Origin of the sequence: Arsenicicoccus bolidensis DSM 15745 (assembly GCF_000426385.1) — a bacterium.
In the GTDB taxonomy this organism is placed as follows: domain Bacteria; phylum Actinomycetota; class Actinomycetes; order Actinomycetales; family Dermatophilaceae; genus Arsenicicoccus; species Arsenicicoccus bolidensis.
Genome location: NZ_AUFG01000003.1, coordinates 106,241 through 131,216 on the forward strand (window position 1 = coordinate 106,241; position 24,976 = coordinate 131,216).

Here is a 24,976-nt window from a genome sequence, read left to right on the forward strand (position 1 = left end):
GGCACCTTCAAAGGAGAAGTCATGAAGCGCACGACGAAGGGCTCGCTCGCCGTCGCCCTCGGCACCGCGGCGACCCTGGGCCTCGCGGCCTGCGGTGGCGGAGCCAGCACGACGACGTCGACCAGCCAGGCCCCGGCCGCCAAGGGCGGGACCCTGACGGTCCTCAACCTCGGTCCCAAGGAGCACCTCGACCCGCAGCGCATGTACGTCGGCGCCGACATCCTGTTCGGCTCGCGCACCTACGCCCGCACCCTGACGACCTACACCCCCGGCAACGACGCCAAGATGGTGCCGGACCTCGCGACGGACACCGGCCAGATGTCCGATGCCGGCAAGACCTGGAAGTTCACGCTCATCAACAACGCCAAGTGGCAGGACGGCAAGCCCGTGACCTGCGACGACGTCAAGTATGGCGTGTCGCGCACGTTCGCCCAGGATGTCATCACCGGTGGCCCCAACTACGCGCTGACCTTCCTGGACATCCCCACCAAGAAGACCCCGGACGGCGACGTCCCGTCCTACACCGGCCCCTACAAGGCCGACGCCGCGGGCCAGGCGGCCTTCGACAAGGCCGTGACCTGCGACGGCCAGACCATCACCTTCAAGTTCAAGAAGCCGTGGACCGACTTCAACATGAACAACGCGGCGCTCGCGGCCTTCGCGCCCTTCCGCAAGGACAAGGACCAGGGCGCCAAGTCCGACTACCAGGCCTTCTCCAACGGCCCCTACATGCTCGAGGGGACCTACGACCCCAACAAGGGTGGCACCTGGGTCCGCAACCCCAACTGGTCCGCGGACTCGGACAAGGTCCGCATGGCCTACCCCGACAAGATCGTCGACATCCAGGGCATCCCGGTCGACACGACCTACCAGCGCCTGATCGCCGACGCCGGCGAGGACAAGACCGCCATCTCGGCACTGCAGGCCCAGGCCGCGTCGCTGCCGCAGATCGCCGGCAACCCCTCCGCCAAGTCCCGCTCGGTCAACGGCCCGGCGCCCTACGTCGACTACCTCGCCCCGAACTTCAAGTCCAAGACGATGTCCAACCCCAAGGTGCGCCAGGCCTTCGCCATGGCCACCAACCGCAGCGCCTACATCACGGCCTACGGCGGTCCGACGGTCATGACGCCCGCCTTCGCCATGTGCAACAAGGAGCTGAAGTGCTTCAAGGACTTCAACCCCTTCGGCAACCAGCCCAACGGTGACGTCGAGGGCGCCAAGAAGCTCCTGGCGGAGGCGGGCCAGCCGTCGCCGCTGCCGATCACCGTCGTCTACCGCAAGCGCGGCAACGCCGACAAGGCGCTGACCGCGCTGAAGGAGACGTGGGACAAGGCCGGCTTCAACGTGACGCTGCAGCCCATCGCGGAGAAGTACTACGCGACGATCCAGGCGCCCGGCGCGGCTGACAAGGACGTCTTCTGGGCGGGCTGGGGCGCCGACTGGCCGTCCGGCTCGACGGTGCTGCCGGCGCTCTTCGACGGCCGCGTCAACATCTCGGCCGGCGGCTCGGGCCAGGACTACGGCTACTTCAACGACCCGGAGGTCAACGCCAAGATCGACGCGGCCTACGGCATCCAGGACGAGGCCGCCCGCGAGAAGGCATGGGGCGAGATCGACGAGATGATCGGCAAGAAGGGCGGCTACGTGGCCCTGGTCAACCAGAAGTTCACGTTCATGCGTGGCTCGGGCGTCAAGGGCTTCGAGACCAACTCCCAGATGGGCGGCTACCCCGACCTGGCGCGCATCGCCGTCAAGTGACCGACCCCGCCTGAGAGTCGGGGGCGGCCGGCCCACCCGGACCGGCCGCCCCCGGCCCAGCACGACCACACCCTTCAGCTGCTCCCGAGAGGCGGTGAGGGCGCCACGACCTGGCGCTGACGCCCGATGATCTTCTACATCCTGCGACGACTGGCCACAGCCGTCGTCATGCTCCTGATCGTCACCCTGGCGACCTTCCTGGTGTTCTACGCCGCCCCGGAGGACCCGGCCCGGCTCACGTGCGCCAAGAACTGCACGCCCGCCGTCATCGAGGGCAACCGCAAGTTCATGGGCTTCGACAAGCCGGTCATGGCGCAGTACGGCGACTTCCTCAAGGGGATCGCCGTCGGCCGCGACTACCCCGCCGACGAGGAGCTCCGCAAGGCCGCCCCGCAGCTGGCCAGCCACTGCGAGGCCCCCTGCCTCGGCTTCTCGGTGCTCAAGAGCAAGTCGGTCACCGACATCCTCAAGGAGACGATGCCCATCACCGTCTCCATCGCCCTCCTCGCGTTCGTGCTGTGGATGGTGGTCGGGATCGTCGGCGGCATCGTGGCCGCGCTCAACAAGGGCAAGCTGCTCGACCGGGCGGTCGTGGGCCTGGCGCTCCTCGGCTACTCGCTGCCCACCTTCTTCATCGGACTGCTGCTGCTGACCTTCGTCGCCATCAAGTGGCAGGTCGTGCCGCCACCGGTCTACGTGCCGTTCACGCAGAACCCCGCGGCCTGGCTGCAGGGCCTGCTCCTGCCGGCCATCACCCTCGCCAGCATCTTCGCGGCGCAGTACGTCCGCCTCACCCGGGCCTACATGATCGAGACGATGTCCGAGGACTACATCCGCACCGCGCGCGCCAAGGGCGTCAAGCGGCTGCCGATCATCCGCCGGCACGGCCTGCGCGCCGCCCTCACCCCGATCGTGACGGCCGCCGGCCTCGACCTCGGCGGCCTTCTCGGCGGTGCCGTCATCACCGAGACCGTCTTCAACTTCCAGGGCATGGGGTGGACCGCCGTCCGCGCCATCACCGAGACCGACCTGCCCGTCGTCGTCGGGATCGTCCTGGTCGCCGCGTTCTTCATCGTCCTGTCCAACCTCGTCGTCGACGTCCTCTACGGCGTCATCGACCCGCGCGTGCGGCTGACCTGAGGCGAGGAGACCAGCCCAGATGACACCTTCCACCCCGTATGCCGGAGAGCGAACCCCCAGCAGCAGCGCGGCCTCCGGGACGCGCTCGGACCGTGCGGACGCCACCAGCACCGGCGCCCAGGGCCGCAGCCCCGCAGGCCGCGGCGCGGCGCCATACCTGCAGGTCACCGATCTCCAGGTGCACTTCCCGACCGAGGACGGGCTCGTCCGCTCGGTCGACGGGCTGACCTTCTCGGTCGACAAGGGCCAGACCCTCGGCATCGTCGGGGAGTCAGGCTCCGGCAAGTCCGTGACCAGCCAGGCCATCCTCGGGCTGCACCGCGGCACCCGGGCCCGGCTGTCCGGCTCGGTGCGCCTCGACGGCCAGGAGCTGCTCGACCTGCCCGAGTCCGAGCTGCGCGAGCTGCGCGGCAGCACGATGGCGATGATCTTCCAGGACCCGCTGTCGGCGATGCACCCCTACTACACGGTGGGCGCGCAGATCGTCGAGGCGATCCGGGTGCACCACTCCGACGTGTCCAAGAAGGCCGCCAAGGAGCGCACCAAGGAGCTGCTCGCGCGCGTCGGGATCCCCAACCCCGCCAAGCGCGTCGACCAGTACCCGCACGAGTTCTCCGGCGGCATGCGCCAGCGCGCGATGATCGCCATGGCCCTCGCCAACGACCCCTCGCTGCTCATCGCGGACGAGCCCACCACGGCGCTCGACGTCACCGTGCAGGCCCAGATCCTCGACCTCATGCGCGACCTGCAGCAGGAGTTCGGCTCGGCCATCATCGTCATCACCCACGACCTCGGGGTCGTCGCCGAGATGGCCGACGAGGTGCTCGTGATGTATGCCGGCAAGGCCGTCGAGCGGGGCCCGGTCGACGACGTGTTCTACGCACCGCAGATGCCCTACACCTGGGGTCTGCTGTCGTCGATGCCGCGTCTCGACCGCGTCCGCCAGACCCGCCTGGACCCGGTCCCCGGCAACCCGCCGTCGCTGATCCGCGTGCCCCCGGGCTGCGCGTTCAACCCGCGCTGCACCTATCGCGAGCACGTCCCGCAGGACCGCTGCGTCACCGAGGTCCCGGACCTGCTGCCCACGCGCCAGCCCGACCACCTCGTCCGCTGCCACATCATGGAGGAGCGGCGACGCGAGCTCTTCGAGACGAACGTCAAGCCGCGGCTGTGACCGGAAGGACCACACCAGCATGAGCACCGCCGTCATCCCGTCCGCCAAGCCGGCACCCCGCGCCGGCGACGAGCCCCTGCTGCGGGTCACCGACCTGCAGAAGCACTTCCCGCAGTTCCGTCAGACCCTGGTCAAGCGGGCCGACGCCCCCGTCAAGGCCGTCGACGGCATCACCCTCGAGCTGCGCCAGGGCGAGACCCTCGGCCTGGTGGGGGAGTCCGGCTGCGGCAAGTCCACCGCCGGCCGCACGATGCTCAAGCTCCTCGAGCCCACCGGCGGCCGCATCGAGTTCGACGGCGAGGACATCACCCGCGCCAAGGGCACGCACCTGCGGCGTCTGCGCCGTGAGATGCAGATGGTCTTCCAGGACCCCTACGGCTCCCTCAACCCCCGCCACACGATCGGCTCGATCATCGCGGCGCCCTTCGAGATCCAGGGGATCAAGCCCGAGGGCGGCGTCAAGCGCACCGTCCAGGGCCTGATGGAGCGCGTCGGCCTCAACCCCGAGCACTACAACCGCTACCCGCACGAGTTCTCCGGCGGGCAGCGTCAACGCATCGGCGTCGCCCGCGCGGTGGCGCTGCGCCCACGCCTCGTCGTCTGTGACGAGCCGGTGTCCGCCCTCGACGTGTCGATCCAGGCCCAGGTCGTCAACCTGCTCGAGGAGATCCAGGACGAGCAGGGGATGGCCTACGTCTTCATCGCGCACGACCTGTCCGTGGTCCGCCACATCTCCGACCGGGTCATCGTGATGTACCTCGGCAAGGTCATGGAGGAGGCCGACCGCGACGAGCTCTACGAACGGCCGCTGCACCCCTACACGCACGCGCTGCTGTCGGCCGTCCCCGTGCCCGACCCCCGCCACCAGGAGCGCCGCGAGCGGATCCTGCTCAAGGGCGACCTGCCCTCGCCGCAGAACCCACCCTCGGGCTGCGTGTTCCGCACCCGGTGCCCCAAGGCCGAGGAGCGCTGCGCCGCCGAGGTGCCCCTGCCCGTCGAGGTCGAGCCCGGCCACCGCGTGGCCTGCCACTTCCCGGAGCTGCGCACCGTCGTCTGACGCCCCGTCCCGCCCTGCCGCGCGCGTCTCAGGCTGCAGGGCGAGACGAGCGCTGCAGCCCGAGACGTGTCCTCGGCATCCTCGGCATCCTCGGTCTGGGCTCAGTCGTCCACGGTCGCAATGCCGCGGCGCACGATCAGCGGGTCCGGCTCGAACACCACGTCCGGGTCCTTGCCGTCGTAGTCGAACTTGTTGAGGAAGTAGCGCATCGCGTTGATGCGGCCGCGCTTCTTGTCGTTGGACTTGATCGTGATCCAGGGCGCGTAGTCCGTGTCGGTGGCGGTGAACATCGCCTCCTTGGCCTCGCCGTAGCGGTCCCACTTGTCGAGCGACTCGAGGTCCATCGGCGAGAGCTTCCACTGCCGCACGGGGTCGATCTGGCGGATGGCGAAGCGGGTGCGCTGCTCGCTGCGCGACACCGAGAACCACAGCTTGGTGAGCGAGATCCCGGAGTCGACCAGCATCTTCTCGAACACCGGCGCCTGCTGCATGAACTGGGTGTACTGCTCGTCCGTGGAGAAGCCCATGACCCGCTCGACCCCGGCCCGGTTGTACCAGGAGCGGTCGAACATGACCATCTCCCCGGACGTGGGGAAGTGCTGGACGTAGCGCTGGAAGTACCACTGCCCGAGCTCGGTCTCGGTGGGCTTCACCAGGGCGACGACGCGGGCATACCGAGGGTTGAGGTGCTCGGTGAACCGCTTGATCGTGCCGCCCTTGCCCGCAGCGTCCCGCCCCTCGAAGACGAGGAGGTGCTTGCTGTCGGTCTGTCGCGTCCACTTCTGGAACTTCAGCAGCTCGACCTGCAGGAGGTACTTCTCGATGTCGTACTGCTCGCGGTCGAGGCGCTCGTCGTAGGGGTAGTCCTCGCGCCAGGTCTCGACGGGGTTGCCCAGGGGGTCGATGAGGTCGGGGTCCGAGCCCTGGTCGTCACGCACGGTGTACCCCTGGTCGTGCAGGGTGGCGAGGTACTCACGGAAGTTCTGCTGCATGGGATCTCCAGCCGGGTGGGGGGTCTGCGGGGAGCATAGGCCGAGGTCGTGAACGAGGTGTGAACTGCGTCGTCCCCGCCCCGGAACCCCTCTCGCCCGGAGCGAGTCCCCGCGGAGCGGTCGTCGCGGCACCGATCCGTGGGGACGAGTAACGTTCTGCGGGATGACCCTGACGCGCTCCCTCGACGACCTGGCCCTGCGGCGGGTCGTTCTCGTGCATGCCCATCCCGACGACGAGACGTTGTGGACCGGGGTGACCACGGCTCACCTGGCGGGTCAGGGGGCCGACGTCCACGTCGTCACGTGCACCCTCGGCGAGGAGGGCGAGGTGATCCCGCCCGGCCTGCGCCACCTCGAGGGCGACGGTCCGGCGCTCGCGGCCCACCGACGCGGCGAGCTGGCCGGCGCCACCCGCGTGCTGGGCGCCACCTCGCACCTGCTCGGGGCGGACGGCTCCCGGGGATCGGCCGACCCTGCCCCACGCTGGCGCGACTCCGGTATGGCGGGAACCCCGGCCGCCGATCACCCCGACGCGTTCGCCACCGCAGGAGGGGCCGCCGTCGACGCCCTGGCCGCCGTGCTGCGCGAGCTGCGTCCCGACGCCGTCATCACCTACGACCCGCACGGCGGGTACGAGCACCCCGACCACGTCGCGGCCCACCGCGCGACCCTGGCGGCGGTGGCGTCCCTCGAGGAGTCGCCCCATGTGCTGCTGGTGGTGGTGCCGCGGTCGTGGGCGATGGAGGACCGGGCCTGGCTGACCGAGCACGTCCACCGCACGGACGTCGTGGTGCCCGGGCGCGACGACGCCTATCCGCCGTCGGTGGTGGCGGACGAGCTGGTCACCCACGTCGTGGTCGACGCCGCGGCTGCCCGCGTCCAGGCCTCCGCGCTGCGGGAGCATCCCACGCAGGTCACGGTGCACGACGGCTACTACGCCCTGTCCAACGACATCGCCGCCCGGCTGGCGGGACGCGAGGCCTTCGTGCTCGTCGACCCGCGGACCGGCGCCCCGACGGGAGGATCCGATGAGTGAGAGCGCGCCGCACGCGCAGGTGCAGACCCAGCCGCCGGACCGGGACGTGTTCCGACGGGCGATGGGGCGGTTCGCGACCGGGGTCTCGGTGTTGACGACCTGCCTGGACGGCGTCGACCACGCGATGACGGCCAACGCGATCACGTCGGTCTCCCTCGACCCGCTGCTCCTGCTGTGCTGCGTCGAGCAGGAGGCGCGCTTCCACGACGTGGTGCTCGAGACGGGCGTCTGGGGCGTCAACGTCCTGCCCGCCGAGTCCCGCTCGCACGCGGCCTGGTTCGCGACGAGGGGGCGACCCGTGCACGGCCAGCTCGACCGCGTGGCGCACCATCGCGGGGCCGAGACGGGGGTCGCGATGTTCGACGACGTGCTCACGGCCGTGGAGTGCCGGACCACCCAGGTGGTGGAGGCGGGCGACCACTCGATCATCATCGGGGCCGTGGTCGGTCTCGAGGTGCCGGCGCACGCCGGCGAGGCCCTGACCTACTACCGTGGCGCGTTTGGTCACCTTTCGTGACGGTGGACCACGTAACGTGTCCCTGACCGTCTGATCCAGGAGTTGTGATGGCTGCTTCCCCCTCCGGGACGAGCCGTTCGGGCACCGCTGTGCTCGTGCGTCTGCTCGTCTCGCTCGCCGTGCTCCTGGGGCTGTATGCCGGCCTCGCGGCGATCCTCACCCGCCAGGCTCCGGCCGGGACCCGCGTGGGTGGGGTGTCGATCGGCGGGATGGACCAGGCCGCGGCCGAGCGCACCCTGACCGACCGCCTGGCGCCGCTGGCCACCAAGCCGGTCACCCTGCGCTCCGGGGATCGGACAGCCACCCTCGACCCACGCGCTGCGGGCCTGTCCGTCGACGTGCCGGGCAGCCTGACCGGGCTCACCCGCTTCTCGCTCGACCCGCGGGACGTCGCCGCGCACCTGACCGGTGGTGGCGACCGGGACGTGGAGGTCGACGTCGACGAGGAGACCCTGGACGCGGCCCTCGGCAAGGCCCGCACCACCCTCGACGTGTCCGCCACGGACGGCGCGCTGTCCATCGCCAAGGGCGCCGTCGAGGCCAAGGACGCCGTCGTCGGTCGCCGCCTCGACGTGGACCGCACCCGCGACCGGTTGCTCGAGCAGTGGCCCCGCACCACCACGACGGACGCCGTGATGCAGGAGCAGCAGCCCGCCATACCCCAGAAGGCCGTCGACCAGGCCGTCTCCACCGTCGCCCGGCCGGTCCTCGCCGGTCCCGTCACCGTCACGGACGGCACCCGCAAGGGCGTGCTGGCCCCCGCGCAGCTGGCGTCGGTCATCGCGTTCGCGCCCAGGGACGGGGCGCTCGCCCCGCAGGTCGACCAGGACAAGCTGGGCCGGCTGCTCGCGGCAGTCGCCCCGGGCATCGAGACGCCGCCCGTCAACGCCACGGTGCGGCTCGTCGACGGCCGGCCCCAGACCGTCCCCGGGCGCAACGGCACCGAGGTGCCCGCCGACCAGCTGTCCGCGGCCGTGCTCGGCGCCGTCTCGTCGCCCGCGCGCACCGCGACCGTCAAGGCCCAGCAGGTGGAGCCCGGGATCGGCGCCCAGGAGGTGGCGGCATGGGGGATCAAGGAGGTCGTCTCGCGCTACGACGCGGACCTGCCCTACAACCCCAACCGCACCGCCAACATCCGGCTCGCGGCCGGCGCCATCGACGGCACGATCATCAAGCCGGGGGAGACGTTCAGCCTCAACGGCATCGTCGGCGAGCGCACCCCGGCCAAGGGCTACCGCGACGCCCTCATCATCCAGGGCTCGCGCTACGTGCGGGACACGGGCGGTGGCGTCTCCCAGGTGTCCACGTCGGTCCTCAACTCCGCGTTCTTCGCGGGGATGGAGCTGGTCGAGCACCGCGCCCACAGCTTCTACATCACGCACTACCCCGAGGGGCGCGAGGCGACGGTCAGCTGGCCGACGCTGGACAACAAGTGGCGCAACGACAGCCAGCACGCCGTGCTGGTGCACTCCTGGGTCGAGGACGGCGTGCTCAAGTTCGAGCTGTGGAGCACCAAGCGCTACGACGAGGTCAAGTCCCTCAAGAGCCCCCGACGCAAGATCGTCCCGCCCCGCACGATCGAGGACGCCAGCCCGACCTGCCAGTCGCAGGTCCCCGTGCCGGGCTTCGAGGTCACGATCACCCGCCAGATGATCAAGGGCGGCCAGGTCGTCAAGACCGACGGCTTCGTCACCAGCTACGCCCCGCAGGACAAGGTCCGGTGCACCGGACCCGTCAAGGGGCAGCCCAAGCGCACCTGACGCCGGTCGGGCCGACCGCCACCACCTGCTCGGATCGGCCCGTCGGTCCGTCCAGCCGCCAGACACCGTGCCGGTGCACCGCCTGCGACGGCATAGTGTTGTCCTGATACACCCCGCCCCCCGGAAGGTACTGAGCAATGACCTACGTGATCGCCCAGCCGTGCGTCGACCTCAAGGACAAGGCCTGCATCGAGGAGTGCCCTGTCGACTGCATCTACGAGGGTGAGCGCTCGCTCTACATCCACCCGGACGAGTGCGTGGACTGCGGTGCCTGCGAGCCCGTCTGCCCCGTCGAGGCCATCTACTACGAGGACGACGTCCCCGAGCAGTGGACCGACTACTACAAGGCCAACGTCGAGTTCTTCGACGACCTGGGCAGCCCCGGCGGCGCCGCCAAGATGGGCATGATCAAGAAGGACCACCCGATCATCGCCGCCCTGCCCCCGCAGGCCCAGGACGCCTGACGCGTGGCGCCGCCCAGCCGCGTCGCGCTTCCGGACTTCCCCTGGGACTCCCTCGAGCCCGCCAAGGCGGTCGCGCGGGCGCACCCTGACGGCATCGTCGACCTGTCCGTCGGCACCCCGGTCGACCCCACCCCCGAGGTGGTGCGTCGTGCCCTGGCCGACGCGTCGGACGCACACGGCTACCCGCAGACATACGGCACGCCTGCGCTGCGCGAGGCGGTGGCCGGCTGGTTCGAGCGGCGTCGTGGTGTCCCCGGCCTCGACCCCGCCGGCGTGCTGCCGACGGTCGGCTCCAAGGAGCTCGTGGCGTGGCTGCCCCTGCTGCTCGGCCTCGGGCCCGGCGACCAGGTCGGCATCCCCGCCGTGGCCTACCCGACCTACGACGTCGGCACGCGGATCGCCCGCGCCGAGCCGGTGGTCGTCGACCTGGCGGGCGACCTGCCGCAGGCAGGCGCCATACGGCTGTTGTGGGTCAACTCGCCCAGCAACCCGACCGGCGCCGTCCGCGACGTCGACACGCTCGCGAGGGTCGTCCGGTGGGCGCGGGACAACGGCGTGGTCGTCGCGAGCGACGAGTGCTACGCCGAGCTCGTCTGGGACGACGGCGCGCTCGTCGACGGCCTTCCGCGGCCAGGCCACGTGCCCAGCATCCTCGACCCCCGGGTCAACGAGGGCTCGACCGAGGGCTTGCTGGCGTGCTACTCGCTGTCCAAGCAGTCCAACCTCGCGGGCTACCGCGCCGCCCTCGTCGCCGGTGACCCGCGGATCGTCAAGCAGCTGCTGGAGATTCGCAAGCACGCCGGGATGATCGTCCCCTGGCCGGTCCAGGAGGCGATGCGCGTCGCCCTCGGCGACGACGCCCACGTGGCCGAGCAGCGTGCCCGGTATGCCGAGCGGCGCGCCGCCCTGCTGCCGGCCCTGCAGGGCGCCGGGCTGCGGGTCGACCACTCCGAGGCCGGGCTCTACCTCTGGTCCACCCGGGACGAGGACTGCTGGACCACCGTCGACGCGCTCGCGCAGCACGGGATCCTCGTCGCACCTGGCGCGTTCTACGGCGCCGCCGGAGAGCGGCACGTCCGCGTCGCCCTCACCGCCTCCGACGAGCGCATCCAGGCCGCCGTCCGACGTCTCAGCCGCTGAGCCTCGCCTCACCTACCGCCGGATCGGGTCGATCCTGATTCGGGGCGTCCGCCCCACCTGCGGTAGCGTCCAAGCACCGAAGGACCGTGGTGTCCACGGCCCCCCAAGGAGGAAACCCATGACCAGTGATGCCGGCAAGGCCGTCCTGACCGACGGCGGCAAGAGCATCGACCTGCCCATCACGCAGGCCACCGAGGGCAACAGCGGGTATGGCGTCAGCAAGCTGCTGTCCGCGACCGGCAACACGACGCTCGACCCCGGCTTCACCAACACCGCCAGCTGCACCTCGGCGATCACCTACATCGACGGCGACGCCGGCATCCTGCGCTACCGCGGCTACCCGATCGAGCAGCTGGCCGAGAAGTCCAGCTTCCTCGAGGTCGCCTACCTCGTGATCTACGGCGAGCTGCCCACGGGTGAGCAGCTCGAGAGCTTCGAGCGTGGCATCACCCGCCACTCGCTGCTCGACGAGCGCATGCGCGACCTGTTCCGCTGCTTCCCCCGTCGCTCGCACCCCATGCCGGTGCTGTCGGCCGGTGTCATGGCGCTGTCGACCTTCGCCGTCGACACGACCGACCCGCTGGACCCCGAGCAGGTCGAGGGCGCGACCGTCCGGCTGCTGGCCAAGCTGCCGACGCTGGCGGCCTACGCTTACAAGAACTCCGTGGGTCAGCCCTTCCTCTACCCGCAGAACTCCCTCGGCTACGTCGAGAACTTCCTGCGCCTGTCGTTCGGCTACCCGACCGAGGACTACGACATCGACCCGGCCGTCGCCAAGGCCCTCGACGTCCTGCTGATCCTGCACGCCGACCACGAGCAGAACTGCTCCACCTCGACGGTCCGCCTCGTCGGCTCGGCGCAGACCAACATCTACGGCTCCATCTCGGCCGGCATCAACGCCCTGGCGGGCCCGCTGCACGGTGGCGCCAACCAGGCCGTCCTCGAGATGCTCGGCAAGATCCGCGACGAGGACGGCGGCGACGTCAACCGCTTCGTCAAGGACGTCAAGGAGAAGAAGTCCGGCGTCAAGCTGATGGGCTTCGGCCACCGCGTCTACAAGAACTACGACCCGCGCGCCGCCATCATCAAGAAGCATGCCGACGAGATCCTCAAGTCGTCCGGCCGCCAGAACGAGCTGCTCGACATCGCGCTCGCCCTGGAGGAGGTCGCCCTCACGGACGACTACTTCAAGGAGCGCAAGCTCTACCCGAACGTCGACTTCTACACCGGCCTGATCTACGAGGCCATGGGCTTCCCGGTCAACTACTTCACGGTGCTCTTCGCGCTCGGCCGGCTCCCCGGCTGGATCGCCCAGTGGCGCGAGATGATCACCGACCCCGCCACCAAGATCGGCCGCCCGCGCCAGGTCTACGTCGGCGAGACCGAGCGCACCTACCCGGGCTACGTGGCTCCGGAGGCCTGAGCCGCACGAAGCACGAAGCACCACCAAGCGCGAAGCACCAAGCACCAAGCACCAAGCACGCCAAGGGGCCGCTCATCCGCACGGGTGAGCGGCCCCTCGGCCGTCCCCGCCCCTCGCCACCCCGCCTGCCCGCCAATGGTCACCAATGGACGATTCGGCCTCACGCCATTGGTCACCAATGGACGATCCGGCCTCACGCCATTGGTCACCAATGGGCGATTCGGGGCGTGTTTGAACGATCCAGGCCATCACTGGTGACCAATGGCGCCGGTGCGGAGGTCGCGCCGGGGGCAGAGCAGACGGGCAGGCAGACGGGCTCTGGGTCAGCGGATCGTGACGGCCGTGGCGGCGACGGGCGAGCGGGCGGCCCGCCAGGACCAGCCCTCCTCGCCACGCGCCCGCGTCCACTCCCGGTCGCCCACCGTGACGGACGACAGCCCGTGCCGCTGCGCGTGCGCCACGGCCCAGTGCCCGACCATCCACGCCTGCTCCGCCGTCGAGCCCCGCACCTCGACGTGGTCGCCGCTGACGACGCCTCGCACGGCGAGCTGCTTCTCGAGGTCCCGGGCGACGACGACCGGGCCGGCCCGTCGGTCGCCGGATACCAGCGGCTCGAGCCGGCAGCCGAGTCCGCCCGGCGTGTGCCCGGCCAGCGTCGAGGCCAGCGCACGCCCCTCGCCCTCGTGGTCGGCATAGGCCTCGGGATAGCCCGACCGCTGCACGCGCTGGGCGATCTTGGTGATCTCCATCGTCTGCCAGCCGTCGACCTTGACCAACGCGTCGTAGAACTGATTGGTGGCGTAGACGGGGTCCATGATCTGCTCCACGGTGCCCCAGCCCTGCGAGGGTCGCTGCTGGAACAGGCCGACCGAGTCGCGGTCGCCGTAGTCGATGTTCTCGAGCTTGGACTCCTGGATGGCGGTGGCCAGCGCGATCGTGGCGGCGCGGGCGGGCAGCCCACGCCGCGCGCCGATCCCGGTGATGGTGGCGGCGTTGGCCGTCTGGTCCGGGTTGAAGGTCGCGGTGTAGGTCGAGGCGACCGCCCGGCACGTGGACGAGCCGAAGCCCTCGTTGAAGTCACGCACGGTGTGCCAGACGTAGCCGAGACCGGCGAGCACCAGCGCCACGACCACCGCGACGACGACGAGCCGGTGGGTGCGGCGCCGCTCGGCCCTAGTCGTTGGCATGCAGCTCGGAGTTGAGGGCGATGCCGTGGCCGTCGCGAGCCTTGGCGAGGACCGTCCCCGTCACCGAGTCCCGGATGAACAGCAGGTTGGACTGGCCGGACAGCTCGGCCGCCTTGACGACCCGGCCGTCGGCGAGCGTGACCTTGGTGCCGGCGGTGACGTAGAGCCCCGCCTCGACGACGCAGTCGTCGCCGAGGGCGATGCCGATGCCGGACTCCGCGCCGAGCAGGCAGCGCTCGCCGATGGCGACGCGCTCGGTGCCGCCCCCGGACAGGGTGCCCATCGTTGAGCCGCCGCCGCCGATGTCGGAGCCGTCGCCCACGACGACGCCCTGCGAGATCCGGCCCTCGACCATGGAGGAGCCGAGCGTGCCGGCGTTGAAGTTGACGAAGCCCTCGTGCATCACGGTGGTCCCGGACGCGAGGTGGGCGCCGAGCCGCACCCGGTCCGCATCGGCGACGCGCACGCCGGTGGGCAGGACGTAGTCCGTCATACGGGGGAACTTGTCCACGCCGTGCACCTGCACCGGACCGCGAGCGCGCAGCGCGAGCCGGACGTTCTCGAAGCCCTCGGGCGAGCACGGGCCGTGGTTGGTCCACACGACGTTGGCGAGCGCGCCGAACAGGCCGTCCAGGTTGATCGAGTTGGGGCGGACGAGCCGGTGCGAGAGCAGGTGCAGGCGCAGGTAGGCGTCGCGCGCGTCGGCGGGTGGCGCGTCCAGGTCGATCTCGGTCAGGACGGCCTCGAGGGTGACGCCCCGCGCCTCGTCCTCGCCCGCGAGGTCCACGAGCGCCGCGGGCAGGTCGGAGCCGTCATGGTCCCCGAGCACGGGGGAGGGGTACCACGTGTCGAGCACCGTCCCGGAGGTCGTGATGGTCGCGAGTCCGTGGCCCCAGGCCGTGCGAGAAGTCATGCCTTCCAGGCTATCGGTCGGTGCTGGGCGCGCGGTGGAGCGACGCTCGGGAGCGCCTGTGAGAGCGCGGGATCTGGGCACGGCGCTCGGCATACATTGTCCGTATGACGACCCCAGCGCACCTCGACCTGTCGGCATCGGCGGTGGACCTCACCGAGGCCGTCTGCAACATCGCCTCGGTGAGCCACGAGGAGGAGGTGCTGGCGGACGCCGTCGAGGCGGCGCTGCGGCCGCTCGCCCACCTGAGCGTGCGCCGCGACGGGCACACGATCGTCGCCCGCACCGACCTCGGCCGCCCCGAGCGGGTGGTCCTGGCGGGGCACCTCGACACCGTCCCGTTCGCGGGTCAGGGCCCGGCGGCCTCGCTGCCCATCACCCGCACCGCCACCGAGCTGGTCGGGCGCGGCACCACCGACATGAAGGGCGGGGTCGCCGTCATGCTGGCGCTCGCGGCGGCCGCCGTGGAACCCAGCCGCGACATCACCTACGTGTTCTACGACTGCGAGGAGGTCGAGGCGGAGCACAACGGCCTCGCGCGCCTGGTCCACAACGACCCCAGCGTCCTCGAGGCGGACTTCGCGGTGCTGCTGGAGCCGACCGACGGCACGGTCGAGGGTGGCTGCAAGGGCACCATCCGGATCGAGGTGACGGCCCGGGGCAAGGCCGCCCACAGCGGACGACCGTGGATGGGGCACAACGCGATCCACGAGGCGGGCACGATCATCGACCGGCTGCGGGAGTTCGACGCGCAGACCGTGGTCGTGGACGGGCTGGAGTTCCGCGAGGGCCTGTCGGCGGTCGGCATCCGGGGTGGGCGCGCCGGCAACGTCGTGCCGGACGAGTGCGTCGTCACGATCAACTACCGCTTCGCGCCGCACATCGACGCGGTCGAGGCCGAGCGGCGCCTGCGCGAGCTCTTCGCGGACTACGACGTCGTGGTGACGGACGCCGCCGACGGGGCGCGCCCGGGGCTGGACCGGGCGGCGGCTCAGGCCTTCGTGGCCGCGCTGGGGCTGCCGGTGCAGGGCAAGCAGGGCTGGACCGACGTGGCCCGGTTCAGCGCCGTGGGCGTGCCCGCCGTCAACTTCGGACCCGGCGACCCGCTCGTCGCGCACCAGGACGAGGAGCGCTGCGCGATCGCCCAGATCGAGCAGGCCTACGACCGGCTGCTCGCCTGGCTGACCTGATCGCGCAGGTAGGTTGGCCGCATGAAGGACGCTCGAGGGGACTACCACAAGGGCCCGGTGACGCTGCGCGGCAAGCGCGTCCCAGGCTCCACGACCGACCAGCGGCTGCTCGACAACAGCGGCGACGCCGAGTGGGTGCACTCGGACCCGTGGCGGGTCATGCGGATCCAGGCGGAGTTCGTCGAGGGTTTCGGCGCGCTGGCCGAGCTGGGTGACGCCGTCAGCGTGTTCGGGTCGGCGCGGGTGCCGCGCGAGCACCCGACCTACGAGCTCGGCGTGCAGCTCGGGCAGTCGCTGGTGCAGGCGGGCTTCGCCGTCATCACCGGCGGCGGCCCCGGGCTGATGGAGGCGGCCAACCGCGGGGCGCTCGAGGCCGGCGGCGCGTCGGTCGGGCTGGGCATCGAGCTGCCGTTCGAGCAGGGCCTCAACGAGTACGTCGACCTCGGCGTCAACTTCCGCTACTTCTTCGCCCGCAAGACCATGTTCGTCAAGTACGCCCAGGGCTTCGTCGTCCTCCCCGGCGGGTTCGGCACGCTGGACGAGCTGTTCGAGGCGGTGACCCTCGTCCAGACGCGCAAGGTGACGTCCTTCCCGATCGTGCTGCTCGGCTGCGACTACTGGGCGGGGCTGCTCGACTGGGTCCGCGGCTCGATGCTCCCGGCGGGCACCGTGAGCGCCTCCGACCTCGAGCTCCTGCACGTGGTGGACACCGTCGAGGAGGCCGTCCGGATCGTCCGCGGCGCGGGGGAGGACCAGGCGGCCCGCCGCCCCGAGTGACCTCTTCGCGGCCGCGCTGCCCCGGGCGCGGGGATGGCTTCCCCCCGGTGCCCGTGGCACGATCGGGGGCGTGCCGTTGCTGATGATCGTCCTGACCGTGCTCGTGGTGGGCCTGCTGACCGCGGCCCTCGTGTGGGCCGTCGGGGCGCGCCCGGGGTCGCTGTCCGACCAGGCGCTCGCCGACCCGACGTCGAGCTCGCCGTATGCCGGCCTGCCCGACGGGCCCGTGGTCACCGACACGGTGCGGGACCTGCGCTTCGACCAGGTGCTGCGCGGCTATCGCATGGACCAGGTCGACGAGGTGCTGGACCGGCTCGTCGACGAGCTGCGCCATCGCGACCACGAGATCGAGCGGCTGCGGGGTGAGGGTGGCGACGGCGTCCGCAGCGGATCCGTCGGGCCGAGGGGCCTGGACCCCGCGACCCATCCCGACGTGACGACCGGGCCGCTCGACGTGTCCGAGATCGTGCGCGCCCCCGCCGGGGCGAGCCTGTGGACCCGGCGTGATCCCGACGCCACCCGTCCTGCCCGCGAGCCCGACCGGTCGTCGTGACGGCGGGCGCCACGGTCGGCACCCGGACCCACGTCGCCGGGCCCCTGGGCGGGGTCGGGCGATGGCGGACGCCCCGGCTGCTGCTGGTGACGTTGCTGACCTATGCCGCGACGCGCCTCGTGTCCGGCCTCCTCATCGCCCGGGCCGCCCGCCACCAGGTGCCGATCGGCTGGACCGGCGATCCCGTCGACTACTGGGGCATGACCCTCATGTGGGACGGCACGTGGTACCGCCGGATCGCGGAGACCGGCTATCCCGTGCCGATCCCCGTCGACGCCGCTGGGGTCACGCAGCAGAACGAGTGGGCGTTCTACCCCCTCTTCCCCGGCCTGGCCCGGGGCCTCATGGCCGTCACCGGCCTCGAGTTCCGGTATGCCGGAGCGATCGTCGCCACCGTCCTCGGCGCCGCAGCCGCGGTGCTGCTGGTGGTGCTGCTGCGGCGGCACGTGTCCGACGGCGTGGCCGTCCTCGCGATGGCGGTGTGGGCCACCTATCTCGCGACCCCGGTGCTGCAGATCGCCTACACCGAGTCCCTCGCGATGCTGCTGCTCGTGGCCTTCCTCCTGCTGCTGGAGCAGCAACGCTGGTGGGGCGCGGTCGCCGTGGCCCTGCTCATCGGCCTGTCGCGCCCCATCGCCGTCCCCCTCGGCCTGGTCGCGCTGGTCGCCGTGGTCCTGCGGTGGCGGCGCCGCGCGGAGCGCCCGATCGGGCGGGGGGAGTGGGCCGGGATGCTCGCGACCCTGGCCGGGTGCGGGGTGGCGGGCTTCGTCTGGCCCGCGATCGTGTGGTGGGCCACCGGGCAGCCGGACGGCTACACCGACACCATGGCCTCCTGGCGCGCCGGGCACGAGATCACGCCGTTCGTGCCGTGGTGGACCAACGCCGAATACTTCTTCGAGGACAAGGCCCTCGTCGTCCTCGTGGCCTACACCGTGGTCCTGCTGCTGCTGGCGTTGGGTCCGTGGGCCCGGCCGCTCGGCTGGGTGATGCGCAGCTGGATGCTGGCCTACCCGCTCTACCTCTTCGCCGTGCAGGACCCGGGGACGAGCCTCTACCGCTACCTGCTGCTGCTGTTCCCCGCTGCCCTCATCGGGGTGGGGGCCACGTGCCGGGTGACGGCGGGCACCGTGGTGCGGGCAGCCGCCCTCGTCGGCCTGGGCGTTGCGCTGCAGGTGTGGTGGACCCAGGAGGTCCTGGTGCTCCACCTGCCAGCCTCCTGGCCCCCGTGACCCGCCCCCTCCCCGCGCTCTGGACGCCCTTCCTCGCCCCGCCACTGGTCACCACTGGCGTTCTTGAACGTTCAAAACGTGCTCTCAGACGTCATTGGTGACCAATGGCGCCAGCCGGGGGTCAGCGGCCCTCGAAGATCGGCTTCTGCTTGGCCAGGAAGGCGTCGACCGCCGCGGCGTGGTCGGCGCTGCCACCGGTGCGGTTCATCAGCTCCCCCTCGTGAGCGAGCGACTCGGCGAAGGAGTGCTGGGCCGAGTGGTGCACGGCCTCCCTGACGGCGGCGTACGCCAGGGTCGGGCCCTTCGCCATACGACGGGCCAGGTCCATCGCGGGGACCATCACGTCGCCCTCGACCACCTCGTTGACCAGGCCCAGCTCCTTGGCCTCGGCCGCCTTGATGGTCCGGGGAAACATCAGGAGCTCCTTGGCCCGCGCCGTCCCGACCAGGCGCGGCAGGGTCCAGGACGCCCCGGTGTCGCAGGAGAGCGCGATACCGGTGAACGCGAAGTTGTAGCCGCCACCCTCCGCGAGGAAGCGGTAGTCCGCGGCGAAGGTGAACGAGGCGCCCGCCCCCGCGGCGACGCCGTTGACCGCGGCGATCACCGGCTTGGGCATGGTGGCGATCAGCGTCACCGCCGGGTTGTAGTGCTGCTCGACGGTGTCCCACAGCGACGGGTCCTGGCGCTGGAGCAGCTCGACGTGCGACTTGAGGTCCTGGCCGACGCAGAAGGCGCGGCCGGACCCCGTGAGCACGAGGCAGCGCACCTCGGGGTCGTCGGCGACCTGCCGCAGAGCCGCGAGGAAGGCCTCCTTGGTGGGGATGTCGAGGGAGTTCATCGCGTCGGGGCGGTTGAAGGTCACCACGCCCACGCCATCCTCGACGGTCACGAGCACGGGAGCCTCGGACGTGTGGGGTGTCCGTGCGGGCTGGGCGGGCTGGGGCGCGGTCGTGTCGGTCACGAGCTCTCCTCGGGAGGTGGGTCTGCGGCGGTGCAGGGCTGCGGCCCAATCTAGCGACCGGCCGTCCAGGCGCCAGAGCGACAAGAAGTGACGTCCGGCACCTGTGGAGGTGATTAGGAACCACGGGCCAAGACTTGCGATAATGGATCCAGGTCTGTGACCCCGGTGCCTCGTCCGTGGGGTGGGGTCGCACTGATAAGGGAAGAGGAAGCGCATGGCGGCGATGAAGCCCAGGACCGGAGACGGTCCCCTCGAGGTGACCAAGGAGGGGCGCGGTATCGTCCTGCGCATGCCCTTGGAGGGTGGCGGACGCCTCGTGGTGGAGATGACTCCCGACGAGATCGCAGCACTCGGCGAGGCCATCAAGACGGTGACTGGCTGACCGGCTGAGAGACCGACGAGCACTGCTCGTATGACGGAAGGCGCCCAACCCCTACTCGGGGTGGGCGCCTTCCGGCTGTCCGACGTCAGCGTTGCTGAGGGCTGGCGCGGGCTGGACGGTGCTCGTCAGCTCGTCAGCTCGTCAGCGCTTGACGGCTGCGAAGAGGCCGTCGCCGGCCGCCAGCATCGCCGGCACCAGGTCGTCCCGCTCGCGCAGCTCCTTGCCGAGGTCGCGCAGCAGCGCGGTTCGCTCGTCGCGCGACGCCGGGTCGGCGACCCGGTCGTGCCACAGCATGTTGTCCATCGCCAGCACCCCTCCGCTGCGCAGCAGCCGCATCGCCTGGTCGACGTAGGCGGGGTACTCGCTCTTGTCGCCGTCCACCACGACCATGTCGTAGGCGCCGTCCGCGAGGCGGGGGAGCACGTCCAGCGCCCGCCCGGCGATGATCCGCGTGCGTTGGTGCGGGATGCGGGCCTCGGCGAAGGCCTCGCGCGCCACGCGCTGGTTGGCGGGCTCGACGTCGATGGTCGTGAGGATGCCGTCGGGCGCCATACCCTGCAGGAGCCACAGGCCGGACACGCCGGCACCCGTCCCGATCTCGACGACCGCGCGCGCCCGCACGCTGGCGGCGAGGAGGCGCAGGGCAGCCGCCGCGCCGGGCAGCACGGGGGTGCAGCCGAGCTGCTGACCGCGCTCGCGGGCCCGCTCCGCCACCGGGTCCTCCGTGACGAACTCCTCGGCGTAGGCCCAGCTGGCGGGCTTCTGTGTGCTCATGCCGAGAAGTCTACCGAGGGGCTGCGGCCGTGCTCACGGGGCTCCAAGCAATCTCCCAGACACCGCCCAGCACCGTGGTCGACCATGGAGGGGCAGATCTTGTGCCACCGAACGCCGACGCTCCTCCCGAGAGGCAGCAGATGACCATCCCCGTCGCCCACGAACCGTCCCGCGTCGCTCCCAGCGCCCCGGTCGGCTCGACCACCCTCCCCGAGGGTGCCGTCGCCACCGCGGAGGCCTGGGTGCCCCCGTCGTGGGACGAGGTCGTGCGCGAGCACTCCGCCCGGGTCTACCGCCTGGCCTACCGCCTCACCGGCAACCAGCACGACGCCGAGGACCTCACGCACGACGTGTTCGTGCGCGTCTTCCGCTCGCTGGACCGCTACCAGCCGGGCACCTTCGAGGGCTGGCTGCACCGCATCACCACCAACGTCTTCCTCGACCGGATGCGCCGCAAGCAGCGCATCCGCTTCGACGCCCTGTCCGACGAGGGTGCCGCGCGCCTGCCGAGCCGGGAGATCGGGCCGGAGCAGGCGTACGCCGACGGCACCTTCGACGACGACGTGCAGCGCGCCCTGGACGCGCTCAAGCCGGAGTTCCGCGCCGCGGTCGTGCTGTGCGACATCGAGGGCCTGACCTATGACGAGATCGCCGACGCGCTGGGCATCAAGCTCGGCACCGTGCGGTCCCGCATCCACCGAGGCCGCGCCCAGCTGCGCAGCGCCCTGGCCCACCGCGACCCCGCGCTGCGCCCGCAGCCGGCCGCCCCGGTGTCCCGCCCGGCTGCCCTGCGGCCGCGCCGGCTCGGCATCGTCGGCGCCTGACCGTCGTGCTCACCGCCCGGACGCCTGGAGTTCACCCCCGAGGGGTGGACCGTCTGCTCCGGCCGGCCCGGTCGTGCAGGCCGACCCAGTAGTCTCGCCCTCATGTGGGACGTCAACGGCACCGAGTTCTTGCTCCTGATCGTGATCGCCGTCGTCGTGCTGGGCCCGGAGCGGCTGCCGGAGTATGCCGCCAAGCTCGGTCAGCTCGTCCGCCAGGCCAAGGCCTACGCCGAGGGCGCCAAGACCTCCCTGCGCGACCAGATGGGGCCGGAGTTCGACGACATCGACTGGCGTCAGTACGACCCACGGCAGTACGACCCGCGCCGGATCGTGCGCGAGGCCCTGCTGGACGACGGCCCCTCGGGCTCGACGGCCGCGACAGCGGGAGCAGGTGCGGGGGCAGGTGCGGCTGGTGACGCGACCATGGCGAGTGTGCAGACGGAGCCGGAGCCGAACCGTCCCGGGCAGCGCTACGACCAGACCTACACACCCTTCGACGCCGAGGCCACCTGACCGCAGCGCGCTGTGCGCCGCCGCGGCCGGGCAGCGCTGGCGGTGGCTCACCCTGGCGAGCGTGTCTCGTGCTGCAGGGTGAGACGGATGCGCCAGGGTGAGACAGGTGCGCCAGCGCGAGACGCGGCTCGGTCAGCGCTCAGCCGCGCCGTGGACCCGCCGGCGTCAGCGGCTGGTGGGGGTGAGGCCCAGCTTGCGGCCGGCCAGGCCGCGCGACCGCGTGCCCAGCCCACGGGCGATGCCGTTGAGGGCCGTGCCCGCCGCGCTCTCGGGGGAGGACAGGACGACCGGGGTGCCCTCGTCGCCGCCCTCGCGCAGCCGGGTGTCGAGCGGGATCTGGCCGAGCAGCGGCACCGGGGCCCCGACGATGCGGGACAGCGAGTCCGCCACGGCCTGACCGCCGCCGGAGCCGAACAGCTCGAGCCGGGAGCCGTCGGGCTGCTCCAGCCAGGACATGTTCTCGACGACGCCGACGATGCGCTGGTGCGTCTGCACGGCGATGGACCCGGCGCGCTCGGCGACCTCGGCCGCCGCCTGCTGCGGGGTGGTGACCACGAGGATCTCGGCGCCGGGGATGAGCTGCGCGACGGAGATGGCGATGTCGCCGGTGCCGGGCGGCAGGTCGAGCAGGAGGACGTCCAGGTCGCCCCAGAACACGTCGGCGAGGAACTGCTGCAGCGCGCGGTGCAGCATCGGTCCGCGCCAGACGACGGGCTGGTTGCCGGCGACGAACATGCCGACGGAGATGACCTTCACGTCGTGCGCGACCGGCGGCAGGATCATGTCGTCGACCTGGGTCGGCTGCTGCTCGACGCCCATCATGCGCGGCACCGAGAAGCCGTAGATGTCGGCGTCCACCACGCCGACCTTGAGCCCCTGACGGGCCAGGGCGGCGGCGAGGTTGACGGTGACCGAGCTCTTGCCGACACCACCCTTGCCGGAGGCGACGGCATACACCCGGGTCGTGGATCCCGGCTTGGCGAACGGGATCTCGCGCTCGGCCTGGCCGCCGCGCAGCTGGTCGCGCAGGGAGCCGCGCTGCTCGTCGCTCATCACGCCGAGGTCGACGGAGACCCCGTTGACCCCCTCGACGCGCGCGACGGCCTCGGTGACGCCCTTGCGGATCGGGTCCTTCATGGGACAGCCCGCGACCGTCAGCAGCACCCGGACGGCGACCCGTCCGGCGTCGTCGACGTCGACCGACTCGACCATCCCCAGCTCGGTGATGGGCTTGCGGATCTCGGGGTCGTCGACCGTGGCCAGGGCGGCGTGGATCAGGTCCAGGGACGGGGCAGACATGCCCCCCATCGTATGCCGCCCGCCCGGCCTCTCCTTACGCGCCGGGATCGGCGGGGGGCGCGGGCGCGGCCTTCTTCTTCTTGGCCTTCTTGGCGCGGGGTGCCTCCGGGTCGCTGTCGTCGGCGGCCTCCGGGACCATCCCGCGCTCCTCCAGCACCTCCAGCAGGTCTCGCAGCTCGGAGCGCAGGTAGTCGCGGGTCGCCATGTCCCGCAACGCGATCCGCAGGGCGGCCACCTCGCGGGTCAGGAACTCGGTGTCGGCCAGGTTGCGCTCGTCGCGGGCGCGGTCCTGCTCGAGGGCGACGCGGTCCCGGTCGTCCTGGCGGTTCTGGGCGAGGAGGAGCAGGGGAGCGGCATACGACGCCTGGAGCGACAGGATCAGGGTGAGGAGCGTGTAGTTGAGCGACCGCGGGTCGAACTGCGCGGCCTCGGGCATGAAGGTGTTCCACCCGAGCCAGACGACCACGAAGATCGTCATCCAGATCAGGAAGGTCGGCGTCCCCATGAAGCGGGCGAAGCCCTCGCTGGCCGAGCCGAAGGCGCCCTCGGCGAAGATCGCGGGTCGCCGGAACCGGACCCGTGCCTCCTGCGGCTGGTCCAGCCGGTTGCGGTCCTGGGTGCGGGTGCGCTCAGTCATGGGTCACCTCGTGCCTCTCCTCGCGCCAGTCCTCGGGGAGGATGTGGTCGAGCACGTCGTCGACGGTCACGACCCCGAGGAGGTGACCGTCCTCGTCGACCACGGGGGCCCCGGTGAGGTTGTAGTTGGCGAGCATCCGCGTGACGGTGCCCAGGCTGTCCGTCGGCTGCAGCGGCTCCAGCTCCTTGTCCAGGATCGCTCCCAGCGGGCTGTGCGGGGGCTCGCGCAGGAGCCGCTGGATGTGCACGGTCCCGAGGTAGCGCCCCGTGGGGGTCTCGAGCGGTGGGCGGCAGACGCAGACGAGGGACGCGAGCGCGGGGGAGAGCTCCTCGCGGCGGGCCCAGGCCAGCGCCTCGGCGATGGTGGCGTCCGGGCCGAGGATGATCGCCTCCGGGGTCATCAGACCACCGGCGGTGTTGTCGTCGTAGGCCATCAGGCGGCGCAGCGGGGCGGCCTCGTCGGGCTCCATGTGCTGCAGGTAGTGCTCCTGGGTGGCCTCCGGCAGCTCGGACAGCAGGTCGGCAGCGTCGTCGGGCTGCATGAACTCCAGGACGTCGGCGGCGCGCTCGGTCTCGAGGTGGGTGAGGATCTCGATCTGGTCGTCCGCCGGGAGCTCCTCGATGACGTCGGCGAGCTTCTCGTCGTCGAGGGCGCTGGCCACCTCCACGCGTCGGCCGGGCGCCAGCTCGTGGATGACCTCGGCGAGGTCGGCGGCCTTAAGGTCGTCGTAGGCCTCCAGGAGGCGCGCGGCGCTCTGGCCCTGGTGGCGGGTCGCGAGGCCCGTCGTGTCGAGCACGTCGACGATCAGCGTCTCGCCGCGACGGCCCGTCAGGCGACGCAGCGACAGGCTGCCGCTGACGTGGCCGCGACGGACGAAGACCTTGGTCACGGACCACTCGCGCGGCCGGTCCTGCTCGATCGCCAGGTCCTCGACGGTCGCCTCGAACGGTTCCTCGGCGGGCTGGCTCACCGTCACCGCGCGGTCCAGCAGCTCGGCGAGCACGAGCGACTCGGTCGGGCGCTGCTCGAAGCGGCGCATGTTGACCAGGCCCGTGGTGATGACCTGGCCCGCGTCGATGCTGGTGACGCGCGTGATCGGCACGAAGACGCGGCGACGGCCGGGCACCTCGACGACGAGGCCCAGCACGCGTGGCTTGCGCCGGGTCGCGCTGAAGCTGACGACGACGTCGCGGACGCGCCCCACCTGGTCGCCGAGCGGGTCGAACACCGCGATGCCGGCGAGGCGGGCCACGAAGACGCGACGCAGAGAGCTCACGGG

The 24,976-nt window shown here is 71.4% G+C and carries 25 protein-coding genes; 17 read left to right on the forward strand and 8 right to left on the reverse strand.

Features of this window, described 5'->3' with window-relative positions; genetic code table 11:
* Window positions 1-21 precede the first annotated feature (21 nt).
* The 4 genes from K313_RS0102825 (at window position 22) to K313_RS0102840 (ending at window position 5,129) form a co-directional block, all read left to right on the forward strand.
* Window positions 22-1,758: an ABC transporter substrate-binding protein gene (locus K313_RS0102825; RefSeq protein ID WP_029210345.1), complete on the forward strand. Its 1,737-nt coding sequence runs from the start codon at window positions 22-24 to the stop codon at window positions 1,756-1,758.
* Window positions 1,759-1,884: 126 nt separating this feature from the next.
* Window positions 1,885-2,898 (forward strand): ABC transporter permease, encoded by a 1,014-nt coding sequence (locus K313_RS0102830; RefSeq protein WP_029210346.1) that lies wholly within the window; start codon window positions 1,885-1,887, stop codon window positions 2,896-2,898.
* A gap of 19 nt (window positions 2,899-2,917) precedes the next feature.
* Complete coding sequence (locus tag K313_RS0102835) at window positions 2,918-4,072, forward strand: ABC transporter ATP-binding protein (RefSeq protein ID WP_029210347.1); 1,155 nt, start codon at window positions 2,918-2,920, stop codon at window positions 4,070-4,072.
* A 19-nt stretch (window positions 4,073-4,091) separates the two neighbouring features.
* Window positions 4,092-5,129: an ABC transporter ATP-binding protein gene (locus K313_RS0102840; protein ID WP_029210348.1), complete on the forward strand. Its 1,038-nt coding sequence runs from the start codon at window positions 4,092-4,094 to the stop codon at window positions 5,127-5,129.
* 101 nt (window positions 5,130-5,230) lie between these two features.
* Here the strand turns inward: K313_RS0102840 and ppk2 are convergent, their stop codons facing one another.
* A complete protein-coding gene (gene ppk2 / locus K313_RS0102845; RefSeq protein ID WP_029210349.1) occupies window positions 5,231-6,121 on the reverse strand; it encodes a polyphosphate kinase 2 in 891 nt (296 codons plus the stop codon).
* Window positions 6,122-6,284: 163 nt separating this feature from the next.
* Here ppk2 and K313_RS0102850 point away from each other — a divergent pair, with 163 nt between their 5' ends.
* The 6 genes from K313_RS0102850 to K313_RS0102875 all read left to right on the forward strand — a co-directional run bounded on the left by K313_RS0102850 (window position 6,285) and on the right by K313_RS0102875 (window position 12,461).
* Window positions 6,285-7,157 (forward strand): PIG-L family deacetylase, encoded by an 873-nt coding sequence (locus K313_RS0102850; protein ID WP_034251328.1) that lies wholly within the window; start codon window positions 6,285-6,287, stop codon window positions 7,155-7,157.
* The gene (locus K313_RS0102855; protein WP_029210351.1) at window positions 7,150-7,674 is read left to right on the forward strand and encodes a flavin reductase family protein; all 525 of its coding nucleotides are present in this window, start codon (window positions 7,150-7,152) and stop codon (window positions 7,672-7,674) included. The genes K313_RS0102850 and K313_RS0102855 overlap by 8 nt, the downstream gene beginning before the upstream one ends.
* A gap of 47 nt (window positions 7,675-7,721) precedes the next feature.
* A complete protein-coding gene (locus K313_RS0102860; protein ID WP_084412401.1) occupies window positions 7,722-9,434 on the forward strand; it encodes a VanW family protein in 1,713 nt (570 codons plus the stop codon).
* Window positions 9,435-9,571: 137 nt separating this feature from the next.
* A complete protein-coding gene (gene fdxA, locus K313_RS0102865) occupies window positions 9,572-9,898 on the forward strand; it encodes a ferredoxin (protein WP_019286190.1) in 327 nt (108 codons plus the stop codon).
* 3 nt (window positions 9,899-9,901) lie between these two features.
* Window positions 9,902-11,038 (forward strand): succinyldiaminopimelate transaminase, encoded by a 1,137-nt coding sequence (dapC, locus tag K313_RS0102870; protein ID WP_029210353.1) that lies wholly within the window; start codon window positions 9,902-9,904, stop codon window positions 11,036-11,038.
* Window positions 11,039-11,156: 118 nt separating this feature from the next.
* Complete coding sequence (locus K313_RS0102875; protein WP_029210354.1) at window positions 11,157-12,461, forward strand: citrate synthase; 1,305 nt, start codon at window positions 11,157-11,159, stop codon at window positions 12,459-12,461.
* Between the two features lie 323 nt (window positions 12,462-12,784).
* Here the strand turns inward: K313_RS0102875 and K313_RS0102880 are convergent, their stop codons facing one another.
* Window positions 12,785-13,648 carry a hypothetical protein gene (locus tag K313_RS0102880; RefSeq protein WP_051273976.1) on the reverse strand — a complete coding sequence of 288 codons (864 nt, stop codon included), beginning with the start codon at window positions 13,646-13,648 and terminating at the stop codon, window positions 12,785-12,787.
* Window positions 13,635-14,561 carry a 2,3,4,5-tetrahydropyridine-2,6-dicarboxylate N-succinyltransferase gene (gene dapD, locus K313_RS0102885; RefSeq protein ID WP_029210356.1) on the reverse strand — a complete coding sequence of 309 codons (927 nt, stop codon included), beginning with the start codon at window positions 14,559-14,561 and terminating at the stop codon, window positions 13,635-13,637. Before dapD ends, K313_RS0102880 begins: the two co-directional genes overlap by 14 nt.
* Window positions 14,562-14,665: 104 nt before the next feature.
* On the opposite strand from dapD, the gene dapE reads away from it, so the two are divergent.
* The 4 genes from dapE to K313_RS0102905 all read left to right on the forward strand — a co-directional run bounded on the left by dapE (window position 14,666) and on the right by K313_RS0102905 (window position 18,307).
* Window positions 14,666-15,748 (forward strand): succinyl-diaminopimelate desuccinylase, encoded by a 1,083-nt coding sequence (gene dapE, locus K313_RS0102890; RefSeq protein WP_029210357.1) that lies wholly within the window; start codon window positions 14,666-14,668, stop codon window positions 15,746-15,748.
* A 21-nt stretch (window positions 15,749-15,769) separates the two neighbouring features.
* The gene (locus K313_RS0102895) at window positions 15,770-16,525 is read left to right on the forward strand and encodes an LOG family protein (protein WP_029210358.1); all 756 of its coding nucleotides are present in this window, start codon (window positions 15,770-15,772) and stop codon (window positions 16,523-16,525) included.
* A 70-nt stretch (window positions 16,526-16,595) separates the two neighbouring features.
* On the forward strand, window positions 16,596-17,078 hold the full coding sequence (locus K313_RS21995; protein ID WP_029210359.1) for a DivIVA domain-containing protein: 483 nt from the start codon (window positions 16,596-16,598) through the stop codon (window positions 17,076-17,078).
* Window positions 17,075-18,307, forward strand: a complete 1,233-nt coding sequence (locus K313_RS0102905) for a hypothetical protein (RefSeq protein ID WP_029210360.1) — start codon at window positions 17,075-17,077, stop codon at window positions 18,305-18,307. The genes K313_RS21995 and K313_RS0102905 overlap by 4 nt, the downstream gene beginning before the upstream one ends.
* Before the next feature lie 121 nt (window positions 18,308-18,428).
* On the opposite strand, the gene K313_RS0102910 is transcribed toward K313_RS0102905, so the two are convergent.
* Window positions 18,429-19,268: an enoyl-CoA hydratase/isomerase family protein gene (locus K313_RS0102910; protein WP_029210361.1), complete on the reverse strand. Its 840-nt coding sequence runs from the start codon at window positions 19,266-19,268 to the stop codon at window positions 18,429-18,431.
* A gap of 214 nt (window positions 19,269-19,482) precedes the next feature.
* On the opposite strand from K313_RS0102910, the gene K313_RS22860 reads away from it, so the two are divergent.
* On the forward strand, window positions 19,483-19,650 hold the full coding sequence (locus K313_RS22860) for a DUF3117 domain-containing protein (RefSeq protein ID WP_019286178.1): 168 nt from the start codon (window positions 19,483-19,485) through the stop codon (window positions 19,648-19,650).
* Between the two features lie 141 nt (window positions 19,651-19,791).
* Here K313_RS22860 and K313_RS0102920 read toward each other — a convergent pair whose 3' ends face one another.
* A complete protein-coding gene (locus K313_RS0102920; protein WP_019286177.1) occupies window positions 19,792-20,424 on the reverse strand; it encodes an O-methyltransferase in 633 nt (210 codons plus the stop codon).
* Between the two features lie 140 nt (window positions 20,425-20,564).
* Here K313_RS0102920 and sigE point away from each other — a divergent pair, with 140 nt between their 5' ends.
* Together sigE and K313_RS0102930 are read left to right on the forward strand one after the other, a co-directional pair.
* A complete protein-coding gene (gene sigE / locus K313_RS0102925) occupies window positions 20,565-21,248 on the forward strand; it encodes an RNA polymerase sigma factor SigE (protein WP_029210362.1) in 684 nt (227 codons plus the stop codon).
* Window positions 21,249-21,350: 102 nt separating this feature from the next.
* Window positions 21,351-21,761 carry a twin-arginine translocase TatA/TatE family subunit gene (locus K313_RS0102930; RefSeq protein WP_029210363.1) on the forward strand — a complete coding sequence of 137 codons (411 nt, stop codon included), beginning with the start codon at window positions 21,351-21,353 and terminating at the stop codon, window positions 21,759-21,761.
* Window positions 21,762-21,926: 165 nt separating this feature from the next.
* On the opposite strand, the gene K313_RS0102935 is transcribed toward K313_RS0102930, so the two are convergent.
* Genes K313_RS0102935 through K313_RS0102945 form a run of 3 tightly spaced genes read right to left on the reverse strand, consistent with a single transcriptional unit; the run spans window position 21,927 to window position 24,973 of the window.
* Window positions 21,927-23,060, reverse strand: coding sequence for an Mrp/NBP35 family ATP-binding protein (locus tag K313_RS0102935; RefSeq protein ID WP_029210364.1), 1,134 nt, complete (start codon window positions 23,058-23,060; stop codon window positions 21,927-21,929).
* Window positions 23,061-23,094: 34 nt separating this feature from the next.
* Window positions 23,095-23,697, reverse strand: a complete 603-nt coding sequence (locus tag K313_RS0102940) for a DUF1003 domain-containing protein (protein WP_029210365.1) — start codon at window positions 23,695-23,697, stop codon at window positions 23,095-23,097.
* Complete coding sequence (locus K313_RS0102945; protein ID WP_029210366.1) at window positions 23,690-24,973, reverse strand: magnesium transporter MgtE N-terminal domain-containing protein; 1,284 nt, start codon at window positions 24,971-24,973, stop codon at window positions 23,690-23,692. Before K313_RS0102945 ends, K313_RS0102940 begins: the two co-directional genes overlap by 8 nt.
* Window positions 24,974-24,976 lie beyond the last annotated feature (3 nt).